At 65.7% G+C, this 13,250-nt stretch carries 13 protein-coding genes; 2 read left to right on the top strand and 11 right to left on the bottom strand.

What is annotated here, in order from left to right; all coding sequences use genetic code 11:
- Positions 1 to 17 precede the first annotated feature (17 nt).
- Positions 18 to 1,340, top strand: coding sequence for a Smlt3024 family type IV secretion system effector (locus tag AC5QAB_RS19910; RefSeq protein ID WP_495233580.1), 1,323 nt, complete (start codon positions 18 to 20; stop codon positions 1,338 to 1,340).
- 245 nt (positions 1,341 to 1,585) lie between these two features.
- Here AC5QAB_RS19910 and AC5QAB_RS19905 read toward each other — a convergent pair whose 3' ends face one another.
- From AC5QAB_RS19905 to AC5QAB_RS19875, 7 genes are all read right to left on the bottom strand, one after another.
- Positions 1,586 to 1,963, bottom strand: coding sequence for an EF-hand domain-containing protein (locus AC5QAB_RS19905; RefSeq protein ID WP_014647601.1), 378 nt, complete (start codon positions 1,961 to 1,963; stop codon positions 1,586 to 1,588).
- 27 nt (positions 1,964 to 1,990) lie between these two features.
- Positions 1,991 to 2,389, bottom strand: a complete 399-nt coding sequence (locus tag AC5QAB_RS19900) for a hypothetical protein (RefSeq protein ID WP_032957406.1) — start codon at positions 2,387 to 2,389, stop codon at positions 1,991 to 1,993.
- Between the two features lie 90 nt (positions 2,390 to 2,479).
- Positions 2,480 to 4,444, bottom strand: a complete 1,965-nt coding sequence (locus tag AC5QAB_RS19895) for a MacB family efflux pump subunit (RefSeq protein WP_495233579.1) — start codon at positions 4,442 to 4,444, stop codon at positions 2,480 to 2,482.
- A complete protein-coding gene (locus tag AC5QAB_RS19890; RefSeq protein WP_046431376.1) occupies positions 4,441 to 5,631 on the bottom strand; it encodes an efflux RND transporter periplasmic adaptor subunit in 1,191 nt (396 codons plus the stop codon). Before AC5QAB_RS19890 ends, AC5QAB_RS19895 begins: the two co-directional genes overlap by 4 nt.
- Before the next feature lie 135 nt (positions 5,632 to 5,766).
- Positions 5,767 to 6,216 carry a hypothetical protein gene (locus AC5QAB_RS19885; protein WP_080354615.1) on the bottom strand — a complete coding sequence of 150 codons (450 nt, stop codon included), beginning with the start codon at positions 6,214 to 6,216 and terminating at the stop codon, positions 5,767 to 5,769.
- 303 nt (positions 6,217 to 6,519) lie between these two features.
- On the bottom strand, positions 6,520 to 7,869 hold the full coding sequence (locus AC5QAB_RS19880; RefSeq protein ID WP_197556815.1) for a sensor histidine kinase: 1,350 nt from the start codon (positions 7,867 to 7,869) through the stop codon (positions 6,520 to 6,522).
- Positions 7,869 to 8,543: a response regulator transcription factor gene (locus AC5QAB_RS19875; RefSeq protein ID WP_014647595.1), complete on the bottom strand. Its 675-nt coding sequence runs from the start codon at positions 8,541 to 8,543 to the stop codon at positions 7,869 to 7,871. The genes AC5QAB_RS19880 and AC5QAB_RS19875 overlap by 1 nt, the downstream gene beginning before the upstream one ends.
- Before the next feature lie 210 nt (positions 8,544 to 8,753).
- On the opposite strand from AC5QAB_RS19875, the gene AC5QAB_RS19870 reads away from it, so the two are divergent.
- A complete protein-coding gene (locus tag AC5QAB_RS19870) occupies positions 8,754 to 9,035 on the top strand; it encodes a hypothetical protein (protein WP_032957412.1) in 282 nt (93 codons plus the stop codon).
- A gap of 80 nt (positions 9,036 to 9,115) precedes the next feature.
- On the opposite strand, the gene AC5QAB_RS19865 is transcribed toward AC5QAB_RS19870, so the two are convergent.
- From AC5QAB_RS19865 to AC5QAB_RS19850, 4 genes are all read right to left on the bottom strand, one after another.
- Complete coding sequence (locus tag AC5QAB_RS19865) at positions 9,116 to 9,586, bottom strand: outer membrane lipoprotein (protein ID WP_032957414.1); 471 nt, start codon at positions 9,584 to 9,586, stop codon at positions 9,116 to 9,118.
- On the bottom strand, positions 9,583 to 10,149 hold the full coding sequence (locus AC5QAB_RS19860) for a putative periplasmic lipoprotein (protein WP_032957416.1): 567 nt from the start codon (positions 10,147 to 10,149) through the stop codon (positions 9,583 to 9,585). Before AC5QAB_RS19860 ends, AC5QAB_RS19865 begins: the two co-directional genes overlap by 4 nt.
- A gap of 189 nt (positions 10,150 to 10,338) precedes the next feature.
- Positions 10,339 to 12,480 (bottom strand): TonB-dependent siderophore receptor, encoded by a 2,142-nt coding sequence (locus AC5QAB_RS19855; protein ID WP_423172621.1) that lies wholly within the window; start codon positions 12,478 to 12,480, stop codon positions 10,339 to 10,341.
- Between the two features lie 73 nt (positions 12,481 to 12,553).
- Complete coding sequence (locus AC5QAB_RS19850; protein WP_046431363.1) at positions 12,554 to 13,198, bottom strand: TetR/AcrR family transcriptional regulator; 645 nt, start codon at positions 13,196 to 13,198, stop codon at positions 12,554 to 12,556.
- Positions 13,199 to 13,250 lie beyond the last annotated feature (52 nt).

The following is a 13,250-nucleotide window of genomic DNA, read 5'->3' as shown; positions in this document are numbered from 1 at the left end:
GCATTCAGGAGCAGGCGATGGGCGGATTGACGCAAGAGAATCTCAGGATTCTGGCCAGCTATGCCAAGGCCGGAAACCGTGAGTTGTACTGGAACTATCTGTCGCAGCTGCCAGATGCGGATGGCTATGGCACGCTTGCGCTGGGTGTTGTTCGCAACGACAGCCTGCCAGGCCGCGTTGCAAACAGCTACGCACAGGATTACGCCCGAGATCAGGAAGGCAAGGGCTCCGGCTTTCCCGATGCGCAGCTGAGCGAGCGGCAATGGGAGATGTTTGGGCAGACGCTTCTGCGCCAGGACCTGGAGCGACGCCTGTTCTGGATGGAGCAGGGGCGTCCCGAATTTGCACTGAATCTTCCCGGCAAGGATGTAATGCTGGCACACGACCGGGCATTCGAACGGCATGAACTCGATCCCAACTGCTGGACGCCGCGCGTGTTGCTGCAGGCGGCTGAGCAGAAGAGCGGCCCCGAGAAGCTGGAACAGATCTGGACCAACATGCTCAACAATGACTACGCCGGAGGCCCGCGCGTAGGCAACACCAGCGTCGATGCCATCAGCCAGATGGGATGGACGAAGGGCGGGCAATACCTGACCCGGTTGAGCGTGCTGGAAGCCACCCAGGCACTGGAAGGGCGCTCGGCGGTCGATCCGAACGTCATCGGTGGCAACAGCTACTACGCGATGTACTTCGAAGCGGACAGGAAATGGGCCAGTGTCAGCGCGGGTGGTGGCCACATGTCGATGCGTGAGATCACCGATCCGGCCCGCATCGCTGAACTCAACGACGCGCGGGACGTTCGTCTGGAACGGCAGGAAAAACGTACCCAGTTCCACCCGGACGACCCGTACCGGACCATCACCCGCAGCCCGCTGACCGCAGCCGTGGACGACGTGCGGGATCCCGCGCAGGTAGCGACCCGTCTGGCCGACATTGGACCCGGCCACCGTGAGTACGCATTGATGCAGCAGGTGCGCGAAGGCGTGGCCGCGATCGATGCCGGCGCCGGGCGTACCCACGACGAGAACAGCGAGCGCCTGGTGGCGAGCGTGATGGCCTTGGCGCGCCACAACCAGCTCGAACGTGCCGACCATGTGCTGCTGAGCGCGCAGACTGCCGATCACCCGGCCGGCCGCAACGTGTTCGTGGTGCAGGGCGAGTTGAATGATCCGGCGCATCTGCGGGCCTCCATGCCCACGGACCGGGCGGTGCAGACGCCGGTCGAGCAGTCACTGCAGGCCCTGCGGGCAGTCGGTGCGGATCGTGAACAGGCACACGCGCAGCGCCAGCAGGAGGTCGATGCGCAGGCGCGCGACATCCCGGCGATACGGATGGGCTAGGGTCCCGGCCTGTCGCAGCTTCGCCTCACGCGGTCTTTGCAACTCGGTGCGCGGGCATTGCTAAGTTCGCTTGGCGACCGACGCGTACCAGCCGGGTAGATGTCCGCCTGGGTGGATGCCATTTCACCGCTGCGGTAGCCGCCCACTTTGGTGGGCATTCTGGCCCTGGCGCGCGGTGACGCAGCCGTGCCCACCAAGGTGGGCACCCACCAAGGCGATGTGGATTGGCATCCAGTACCGGGGCGCTACCTCGCCGGGGCGTCTGCCGTCTGCGCGGCCACCATGGCCTGCTGCATCTCCTTCAGCGACAGATAGCCATCACCATCGGTGTCCAGGCCCGCAAAGTACTTCGCAATCTCCGGCACCAACGTGGCTTCATCCTTGCTGATCCTGCCATCCTTGTTCGTGTCCATGGCACTGAACGCGGCGTCGATCGAATCGGCCTGCTTGCTGAAGCGCCCCTGCTGGAATCTGGTGTATTCGGCCTTGTCGACACGCCCATCCTTGTTGGTGTCCATCGCTGTGAACGTGGAATCGATGTAGGCCTGCTTCGGGTCAGCCGGCGCGGCCTGGGAGGCCAGCGGAGCGGCGCACAATGCGATCAACAGAGCGGTCTTCTTCATGGGTCGTATGTCCTTGAGATGTGCAGGTCAGCGGCAGGGATAGGTGTAGCCGTCGGCGCCGCGATAGGTATCGTTGCGGCGGTCATAATTGCCGTAGCGGCGAATGCAGTAGTCGGCGCGTTCGCGGGTCTCGCGTTCGCGCTTGGCGGCTGCGGCAATCACACCGGCCACGACGGCTGCGCCCACCACGCCCACCACCACACCGGTGGTCTTGGCATCGTGGCGGCGCTCACGTTCCCGGTCACGCTCACGCTCGCGTTCACGACGCTCCCATGCATCACGATCGCGGTCACGGTAGTCCTGGTCCCACTGCGGGTTGTAGCGGTTACCGCGTTGCGCATGGGCGTCGCCGGAGTAGGGCAACAGCAGCATCAGTTGTGCAGCCGCTGCCAGCAGCAGTGCGGTTCCTCCTGGTTTCAGAGACATCGTCCAGCTCCTGTGCGGACATTGTTGGTAGCTCCAGTAGAGCCCGCAGACATTGCGCGAACCTGCCGTCACTGCAGGTAAGGTCACTGGCTATCGAACCAGTGCTTCGACCGGGTCCAGCTGCGCGGCGCGGCGTGCTGGCAGGAAGCCGAAGCCAATACCGATCAGGCTGGAACAGGCGAAGGCGGCCAGGATCGAATTGGCGGAGAACACCAGGCTGAAACCCACGTTGGCCAGCGCCAACCCTGCCCCCAATGCCAGGGCCACGCCGATGCCGAGCACGCCACCGAGCAGGCAGACCAGGACCGATTCGATCAGGAACTGTTGCAGGATGTCGCTGCGCCGCGCGCCCACCGCCATGCGCACGCCGATCTCGCGTGTTCGCTCGGTCACCGACACCAGCATGATGTTCATCACTCCGATTCCGCCCACTACCAGCGCGATGGCGGCGATGGAGCTGATCATCATGGTCAGGATGCCGGTGGTCTGTTCGATGGACTGGCGGATCTGCGCGTTGTTGCTCATGTAGAAATCGGTGCTGCCATGGCGGCGTGCCAGCAATCGTCCGATGGCGCGCTCGGCCGCCTCCATGCTGATGGCATCGGAGACACGCACGGTGATGCTGGAAACGTGGCTCTGCCCGAGCATGCGCGCCATGGTGGTGGTGTAGGGCAGCCACACCCGCAGCAGCGAGGCATCGCCGACCGCGCCGGCGTCCTTCTTCACCACGCCCACCACGCGCACCGGCACGTTGCCCAGCAGCAGGGTCTGGCCGATGGGATTGTCCACCGCAGCGAAGAAGCGGGCGCGGGTATTGGCATCGATCACCACTACCTGCTGGTAGCCGGCCACGGCGGCCGGGCCGAAGAAGGCACCTTCGCCCAGCTTCAGGCCATGCACGCGGAAGTACTGCTCGCTGACGCCCTGCACCTGCACGCTGGCCGAGCGGTTGCCGCGCAGCGCGGTGCCGGTGGTGGCCACGCCGGGTGTAGCGCTGTCCACGAACGGCTGCCCGGCCAGGGCCACGCTGTCGCCGGGGGTGAGCGTTTCCACCCGCGCCGAGTGCAGGTCGCCGAAGCCGGACCCGGGATAGATCTCGATGGTGTTGGTGCCCAGCGAGGAAATGTTGGACAGGATGGCCTGGCGCGCGCCGGTACCCAGCGCGACCACGGAGACGACCGACGCAATGCCGATGATGATGCCGAGCATGGTCAGGAAGGTGCGCATGCGGTGCGCGTTCATTGCGCGCAGGGCCATGCGTAACGCCTCCGTAAAGCGGTCACGCACCGCCTGCCAGCCGCTGCCACCGCCGCGCTGCGGCGGGGCCGCCGCTGACCCATCCGCGGCAGAGACCTTGCCCGTGGCGCGATCATCGACAATCCGGCCATCGCGGATCTCGATGATGCGATGAGCATGTTCGGCCATGGCCATGTCGTGCGTCACCAGCACCACGGTGTGGCCCTCGGCATGCAGCTCGCCCAGGATCTTCATCACCTCCCTGCCGGAGTGGGTGTCCAGTGCACCCGTCGGCTCATCGGCGAAGATCACCGCGCCGCCGTTCATCAGTGCGCGCGCAATCGAAACACGCTGCTGCTGGCCACCTGACAGCTCGCCAGGCAGATGCTGCATACGTTCGCTCAGGCCCAGCCGCGCCAACAGCTCGGCCGCGCGGGCGTGGCGGGTGGCCGCCGCCATGCCGGCATAGATCGCTGGCACTTCTACATTGCCCAATGCGGTCAGGTCGGTCAGCAGGTGATAGCGCTGGAAGATGAAGCCGAAGTGCTCGCGGCGTAGTTCGGCCAGTTCATCGGGCGACATCTGAGCGGTTTCGCGTCCGGCGATCTGGTATGCACCGGCGGAAGGGCGATCGAGGCAGCCGAGGATGTTCATCAACGTGGACTTGCCCGAGCCGGACTGGCCCACGATGGCCACCAGTTCGCCTGCGTGGATGTCCAGGTCCACGCCATCGAGCACGACCAGGGTCTGTTCGCCGGCCGCGAACTCGCGGCGGATGCCGCGTACGCGCAGCAAAGGGGCGGTGGTGGATGTGCTCATTTCGACGGCGCGTGTGCGGTAGCGGCTTCGTCCCGGGCCTGCGCCAGCACCACCTGTTCGCCCTCTTTCAGGCCGCTGCGTACCTCCACCTGGATCTGGTCGTCCAGCCCGATGGTGATGCGGCGCGCATGGGCGTGCCCGTCCGCGCCACGCACCTGTACGCTGTAGCTGCCATCGGCCGCGCGTGCACCGAGCGCAGCGGAGGGCAGCGTCAGTACGTTGTCGGCGCGACCCAGCACGATGCGCACCTGCGCGGTCATGTAGCTGCGCAGGCGGCCATCGGCGTTGGCGACGTCGAACTGCCCGTTGTAGTACATGGCGGTGCGGCTGCCACCGCCGGTCGCGGGTGAAGCAAGGGCGGAGGCGTCTTCCTGGGTGATCGATTCCGGAGCCGGGGCGATGTCGCGCAGCGTGCTCCTGTAGCGACGTCCCGCGTCGCCAAGAATGGTGAAGTACGCTTCCTGACCAACGGACGTGTGCACAACATCCGCCTCGGAGATTTCCGCGTAGACCGTCATCACGTCCTGGTTGCCCAGCATCACGATGGTCGGTGCGCTCTGTACCGCGTTCACGGTCTGCCCCTGGCGCGCCACCACGGCCAGCACGGTGCCGTCGGTGGGGGCGGTGATACGGGTGTACTCGAGGTTGGTCTGTGCGATATCCACGTCGGTCTGCCGCTGCACGATCTCACCCTCCAGCGCGGCGATCTGTTCCCGGGTGGCATCGACCTTGGCCTTGGCCGCATCGACGTCGGCGCGTGCCACCAACTGCGAGGTCACCAGCTGCTGCTGTCGATGCAATGTCAGCTCGAACTGGCGCAGGTCGGTGGCCAGCGCATCGCGGTTGGCGCGCGCGGTGCGCTGTGCTGCCTGCGCACTCAGCAATGCGTTGCGCTGGGTGCGCGAATCGATATCGGCAATCGGATCGCCGGCCTTCACCTTGTCGCCCAGCTTCACATGCAGGGCCTCGATGCGGCCGGATACCTGCGCGCCCACGCTCACCAGCCGCGAGGGCTTCAGTGTTCCGGTGGCTTCAACGACCTGTTCAATGTTGCCCCGGGTTACCGGTGCCACCTGCAGCTTCGGTGGTGGTACGGGCCGGAGCCAAGCGAAGAGTGCCAACGTTGTGCAGAGGAGTGCGGCAGCAATGATCAGCACACGGCGGCGGCTGCGCGGTGTGGCGCTCATCGGCGCGGCATCCGGAAGAGACAGGGCATCGTGGATCCTCGAGACTGTTGGAATGCACGCCTGGGGCGACAGGTGTGGATGGTGGTCGAGTCTCGATGCGCTGGATTGCGCGAACCTTGCGATGGTGCAGGCGTGTCAGTGGGCAATGCCCTGCGTGAGCAGTGCCATCGCGATGAACTGGATCATGCTACCGAGCGCCAACAGCACGTGGCGGAGGCGTTGCGCCGGCGTGGGCAAGGTCGAAAGGTGGCACAATGCGCCGACCAGCAGCACGGCGCAGACCGCAATCGGCAGCGTTGCGGTGGCGGCGATGATCGCGATGATCATCAACGTGGCAGCAAGCATCACGGTGGCTGCATGCGTATCCAGGGCCCGCAGCAGCGGGGGAGCCGGGCGCAGTGCAGCCCCTCGCCACACGACCAGCATGTGCAGTGCGGCATGCACGGCGACGAACACCAGCACGGCAGTGGCCGTTGCATGCGCGTGCCGATACGCGGAAGCCACCAGCGCAAGGCCTGGGAGCAGCAGGAACAGTGCGGCGAACAGGCGGATCAGTACGCCGGCCCGCTCGCGTTCGGGAATCATCCGCAGCCAGTGCGGCCAGTGTTCCAACCCACGCGCGCGGCCTGCATGCGCGCGGCAGTTCCATGCTGCGGCGGTCAGGCTGGGCGTATTCCGAGGCGGCGGGGCAGGGGTGGAAGAGGGCGGTGGAGGAGCTCCCTGTGTCACATGCAGGCTTCCTGTCAGTTCCGGACGCAGCACCTGCTGTGCCGCTCACCTGGATGCTGGGCAGCGAACATTGCCGCAACCTTGCGCATCAACCGCAGTCCTGGCGCGCGGACAGCCAGTAGTCATCCGCGCATAGTCATCCACGTGGAAGCGATGCGCTCAGTACTCCGGCGCCAATGCGCTGGTGACGCCTGGATGCACGGGGAACTCGATGCGGATCAGGGCGCCGCCACCGGGCGCATCCAGAATCGTGACGTGGCCACCGTGGCGGTCGATCACCTGCCGCACCAGGTTCAAGCCCAATCCGGCGCCTGTCTGCCGGGGGCGCAGGCGTTGGAAGGGTTCGAATACGCGTTCGCGCTGGTCGACCGGAATGCCAGGTCCATCGTCTTCCACCTCAAGGCAGCTGCCCTGTACGCGCACGATGATATGGCGTCCACCGTGCTCGGCGGCATTCAATACCAGGTTGGAGAGCACCCGTTCGATGGCACCGGACTCGCCCAGCACCGGGAAGTTCGGTTCCACTGCCACGGCGACCGTCTTGTCGGACTGGATCAGCAGGGGGGCCAGATCGGCGACGACCCGCTTGGCCACGCGGGCCAGGTTGAGGGAGTCCTTCGGTCCATCGGCTTCCATGCGGTGCAGGTCCAGGAGCTGCTCGGCAAGCGTTGCCAGCCGAGCGACTTCCACCGCCAGGCTGCGTGAGGTGGAATCGTCGGTGGCATCGATCTTCACCCGCAGGATGGCGATCGGTGTACGCAGCTCATGGGCGGCGGCGGCGATGAAGCGGCGCTGCCGTTCGTGCCCTTCGTCCAGTCGGTCCAGCGCTTCGTTCACCGCGGTCACCAGCGGTGCGATCTCCACCGGTACGGCGGTCTCTGTCAGACGGATGCCGCGACGGCTGGCAGAGATGTTGCGGGCTTCCTGCGCGATGCGCTCCACGCCAGCCAGGGCGCGGCGCACGATGATCGGGGTCAGGATGATGGTGGCCAGGCCCAGCAGCAGGAAGATCGGCAGGGTGATGATGTGTGCGGCCAGCGCCATCTGCCAGGTCAGCGAATCGGTTTCGCCATGGGCCATGATGGTCAGCTTGCCGGCCGGACCGCTGTGCTGGCGTATCACCACGGCCAGGCCGTCGTTGCGGCCGCGTCCGCGCAGGTCGCCATAGGGAATGCCGTCGAGGGCGCCGACCAGCGAGGCGTAGGCGGGCGGAACGTGGCCGAATGTCACATGTTGGCCCTGCTCATCCTCGGCGATGAACCACGCGCCGGGGACGATCTTCAGCAGCTCGTCCAGCGCCGGCGTGCGTTGCACATACAGCTCGCCCTTGCTGTCCCGACGAACGGCCTCTGCCGCCACCGGGGCGAAGGTCTGGATGGTGTAGTAGCCGCCGCTGTCGACACGCACCAGCACCATCAGCAATGCGAAGAAGGCCACCAGCAGTGCGAGCAGCTGGTAGATCAGGGTTTTGACGATCAGCGGGCGCTTCAGTGAGGGACGAAGCGCCATTACTTCGTTTCCCGCATCAGATAGCCGACACCGCGGATGGCATGGATTTCCACCCCCGCATCCGCGTCGGCCAGCTTGCGCCGCAGGCGTGAGACATGCGAGTCCAGCGTGTTGGAATGGATGCCGTCGTCGAAGCCGTACACCGCCATCTCGATGGATTCGCGAAGCACGGTGCGGCCCAGCCGGCGGGCGAGGGCCGCCAGCACGCGGATCTCGCGGCGCGGAAGCTCCAGTCGCTGTCCGCCCACGCTGGCTTCGCCCGAGGTGGGGTCGAACAGCAGCCGGCCGATGCTCACCGGCTCCACCTGCATGCCGCTCGGCCGGCGCCCGGCCGCGCGGATCCGCGCGAACAGTTCTTCCAGCGCGAAGGGCTTGGCCAGGTAGTCGTCGGCGCCCTCATCCAGGCCGGCGATGCGGTCCGGCAACTGTCCCAGTGCGCTGAGCACGATGATCGGCACCCCCGGATTGCGCCCGCGCAGCACGGGAATGAGCCCCAGCCCGTCACCATCGGGCAGGGTGCGGTCCAGCAGCACCAGGTCGTGTGATCCGGAAAGTGCTGCTTGGCGGGCCAGTGCCAGGGTGCTGGCCAGGTCCACGACGTAGCGCTCCCGCTGCAGGGCAGACTTCAGGGTGGCAGCCAGTTCGGCTTCGTCTTCGATCAGCAGGATGTGCATCGGCAGGCGTCAGGCGGGAAGGAGGCATAAGGCGGGCGGCAAGCGCCGGCACCGTATTACAGGAACATTGCGTGAACATGGCGTTCCTTCGGGGCCTGCCGGTGACGCCGCAACACCCGCTGCGGCGCGGGCCGCCCGGCGCAAGGTTCGCGCAATCCGCGCACTCCAGCCTTGGCGCCCGCTCGCTGATCCCCAACCCCTGGAGTGCCCATGAAGTTGTTCGTCCCGCTGTTGCTGGTTGCCGCCTTGAGTGGCTGCACCACTGCCAAAATGACCGTCACCCCCGATGGCCGCCGTGGTGTTTCCATCGACTGCAGCGGTTCCAGTTCCTGGAGTGGCTGCTACGAAAAGGCCGGGCAGATGTGCCCAGGCGGCTATGTGGTCTTCAGCAAGGATGGCGATGAAGGAAATGCCATCGCGGTGGGCAACAGGAACGGCTTCACCTCTACCCAGATGGCCACCCGCTCGATGCTGGTGTCCTGCTCGCACTGACCTGGGCAGGGGAGGTGGGTTGCCACCTCCCCCTCGATATCCAATACAACGATGCCCCTCGAAAGGGGCATTGTTGGGGGTTACGGCGCTGTCTTCGCTTGTCGCGGATCGGCAATGATGCGCGAGGGCGATCCATACAGCACCAGGACCCGCATGCCGGTGGTGAACACCGGATCGGGGCCCTGCACAACCGTCATCAGGTTGCCGTTCTCCGTCTGCACAACATATTCCAGGCCCTTGGCCTGCGAGAGTGCGCGTTCGGAGGCTGCACCGGCAATAGCTCCGACCACGAGGCCGCCAATGGCACCGATGGCCGCCCCCTGGTCGCTGCCACCGATGGTGGAGCCGGCCACACCGCCAGCCGCAGCGCCGGCAACGGCACCACCGCCCTGTGAACCGTCAATACTGACCGCGCGGACGCTGATGACCGTACCGCCGACAGTTCGATTGACCTGTCCCACTGAACCGATGGAATAACTGTCCGTACGCACATTTGGCGCGCAGGCCGTCAGCATCGCAGCAACGGATGCAGCCACCAGCAGGCGCTTCATGGCGCTTCCTGCTTGTTCGGGAACATCGGCTTGGTAATGTCCACGGTTTCCAGCGCCTGCAGGAACTGGGCGATGTTGTTCTGTGCTGAGCGGCTGATCGACTCGCGGGCACGGATTACCCCTGCGAAGGCATAGTTGAACGGAACTTCGCCGGATGCGCTGACATCCTGGGTGTAGACGATGCTGCCGGTTGCACGATCGATCAGCTCGTAGCGGGCGATCGTCTTGGTGGTCATCGATGCACCGAAGCTGGGAATGTCGATCGCCAGAATCTTCACCGACAGGCTCAACTTCACCGGTGCATCGTCGCGGAACACCGCCATCTTATTGAGCGCTTCGGTCAGCGCGTTCTGCCACATCTGCGGCACTTCGTGCTGGGCCTGCGCGGGAATCTTGCCCTTGGCTTCATCCGGACGTGCCAGCGTGACCGTCAGCGACTTCAGTTCGCCATCAATCTTCTTGCTGCTGACCCCGACGTTCGGGACCGAGAAATTGAGCGGCGGATTGGTGGTACAACCCGCCAGCGACACGGCGATGATCGCCGCGAACAGGAACTTCTTCATCCATTTTCCCCTGTGACTACGTTGAAACATCCATGGTGAATCGTATGTTCGTCGGCAACGTCGATGCTGCACCGCAGCGGTCGCATGAAGACGTGGCTGACTGCGCGCAAGGATACCTGAATTGGGGTGGTCTACCGTCCGGGCAGGCGGCACGCTGGCACGAGATGCCGGCGACGCAGGTGGCTCCGCTCAGAAGCTGTAAGCCGCCTGCACATACACCCGCCGCGGCTCGCCCGGGAAATGCCCGTTGCGCTCGATGAAGCCGCTGGCCGCGTACACCTTGCCGAACAGGTTCTTGACGTTGGCCTGGAACTGCCACTGCTTCCACGTGGTCTTCCAGCTCATGTCGAATACCGTGTATGCCTTGACCGCCTGCCCATCCAGGCTGACACGCTCGCCCACATGGTCGGCGCCGAAGCCGATGGCCGAGTTGATCGACGGCAGGTCGTAGCGCGTCCACAGGCCGAGCTTGTTGCGTGGCGCATTGGCGAAGCGGTCGCCGGAGGCATTGGTGATGCCGTTCGGTCCGGCATCCTTCACCCGTGCGTCGTTGTAGGCGTAGGTCAGGTTCACCACCCAGCGCTCGGTCACGTCGGCCAGCAGGTCCAGTTCCATGCCCGTGCTGCGTACCAGGCCCAGTGCAGCGAGTTGGTTCACCCCGCCGATCACCTCGCCGGTGGCCTGCACGATGTTGCTGCGGTCGATGCGGTAGGCCGCCATGTTCAGGGTCACACGGTCGGCCAGCAGGGACTTCAGACCGACTTCCCATTGCCTGCTGCGCTCCGCGTCGAACGGTCCGCCGGCCGCCGGGTTCTGGTTGGTGGCACTCTGCGGCACGAAGCCGCTGGCGATGTTGGCATACAGGTTCACGCCGTCCCGGACGGTAAAGGTACTGCCCAGGCGCCAGCTGAGATCGTTGCCATCCACGCTGCCGCCACCCATGCGGTCCTGATCCTTGAACCCATCCCAGCGCAGCCCGGCCAGCACATGCCAGCGCGTGCCCAGTGCCAGCTCATCCTGCAGGTAGCCGCCGTAGCGCTTGCTGCGGGTGGCGGTGCTGCGCCACGGCAGGGCAGCCAGGTTGTAGTCATGCCAGGTGCTCGCGCCATAGACCGGGTTGAACAGGTCGATGCCGCGCACCGGGCCGGCGCCGCGTGCCAGGTCGGCGCTGTTGGCGGTCTGCGCGGTGAAGTCGGCGTCGAGCTGGTACACGTCGGCGCCGAACAGCACCTTGTGTTCGATACGGCCGGTGTTGATCCGCCATACGGCATTGCCGCTGGCGGTGAAGGCAGTGTTGTCACGGATCTGGTTGCGCAGCTGGCGCGTCATCCACTCGGCCACGCCGTCGCGGTCACGATCAATCAGCCCCATCGGCTCGTGGTACATCTGGTGCTCGTTGTTGCTGAACCAGCGCGCAGCAAGGTCCACGTCCAGGTTGTCGCGCGGTGCGAAGCGATACTGCGCCAGTGCGACCTTGGCGCGCATGTCGAGGAAGTCACTGGCCTCGTTGTGGTTCCAGCGGCGGTCGGTCAGGAAGCTGCCGGCATCGTTCACCGGCACGCCGCGCAGGCGGTTGCCGCCCAGGTTCTGGGTGATGTCGGTGAACTGCAGCACCAGTTCGCCGGTCTGGCCGACATCGAAGGCCAGCGAGGCATCGCCGATCACGCTTTCGCTGTCGGCATTCCAGCGCACGCCCTGCTCGCTGTCGGCATACAGGCCGGCGCGATAGCGAATGCTGCCGCTGGCATTCAAGGGGCCGGTGCCTTCGATCGATCCGGCGCGGAAGTCCTTGTCGCCTGCCTGCAGCTCGATGCGGCGTTCGGCGCGCGCCTTGGGCTTGCGCGTTACATAGTTGATGACACCGCCCGCATCACCACCGCCGTACAGCGCACCGGCCGGACCTTTCAGTACTTCCACGCGTTCGATATTGAACAGTTGCGGCACCGAGAAGCCCGCATAGGGATCACCACGCAGGCCGTCGTAGAGAACGTTCTCCTGGCGGAACCCGCGCAGGGTGACGCCGGCATAGCTGAAGAAGCTGATGCCGCTGATGCTGCGGTACAGATCGGTGACCTGGCGCGCGGCCTGGTCGTCGATCAGCTCGCGCGGCACGACCTGGATCGACTGCGGCACCAGTTCCAACGGGGTATCGGTGCGGGTGCCGACGGCCGCATCGTTGGCACGGTACAGGGTCTGCGCGCGGCCGCGGACTTCGACCTTGTCCAGGTCCTTCGGGGTGTCAGCGGAGGCCTCGGTGGCCAGTGCAGGCGTAGCCAGGGAAAGGGGCAGCGCCAGGCAGAGGGCGTGCTTGAGCGGGGTTGGAAGCGGCATGAGGGGGTCGGGGCGGGCTGCAAATGAGAAAGATTAGCATTTGCAACGCTTCGTGACCTATCCCCCGAGTGCGCTATGGACGCAGGCCCGGGTCGGTATATGGGGTGCCGGCCAAGGCCACCAGCACGCCGGTGCCACCGCGCACGATCAGCTGCAGCATCGCTTGGCGCGGATCCTCGCCCCTCTGCTGGCTGGCCAGTCCACTCTCATAGGCGGCCACCATCGACGCCAGCAGCATGGCTGCGCCCAGGCGTGCCTCCGCGTCCTGCGCGGGCCGACCGGCCGCGTCGGCCATCAGCTGGGCCAGGTCGTCGGCCAGCTGTGCCTGCAGCCGTCGCGCGTGCGCCACCAGCACCGGACTGTCGGCCACGGTTGCCCAGAAGGCCGCTGCACCGGAGTTGATCCGTAACAGCGGATGGCCGCTGTCCAGCAGCTCCCGCACCAGCGATTGGAAGGCGGCCAGCGGGGCCATGCCACGGCGCGCCGCCATGCCTTCGCGAAGCAGGGTCCGGGCCTCCTCATCGCGGTCGAACACCAGGTCTTCCTTGCTGGCGAAATAATTGAAGACCGTCTTGCGCGAGACCCCCGCCGCATTGGCAATCTCGGACATGGACACGGCTTCGAAGCCGCGGCGGATGATCAGTTCGGTGGCGACGTCCGAAATGGTCTGTCGGGTCTCGGTCTTGCGCTGCTCGCGGCGGCCCCGGGGCGGGATCATGGGCGGTTCACTTGTGGAAACGTACACCGAGTGTAACATTGGCGTCGCCAGA

This window comes from Stenotrophomonas sp. YJH_SMC_127, assembly GCF_059372445.1.
The sequence above is the reverse complement of the archived record's forward strand: the minus strand, read 5'-3'. Positions and strand labels throughout refer to the sequence as shown.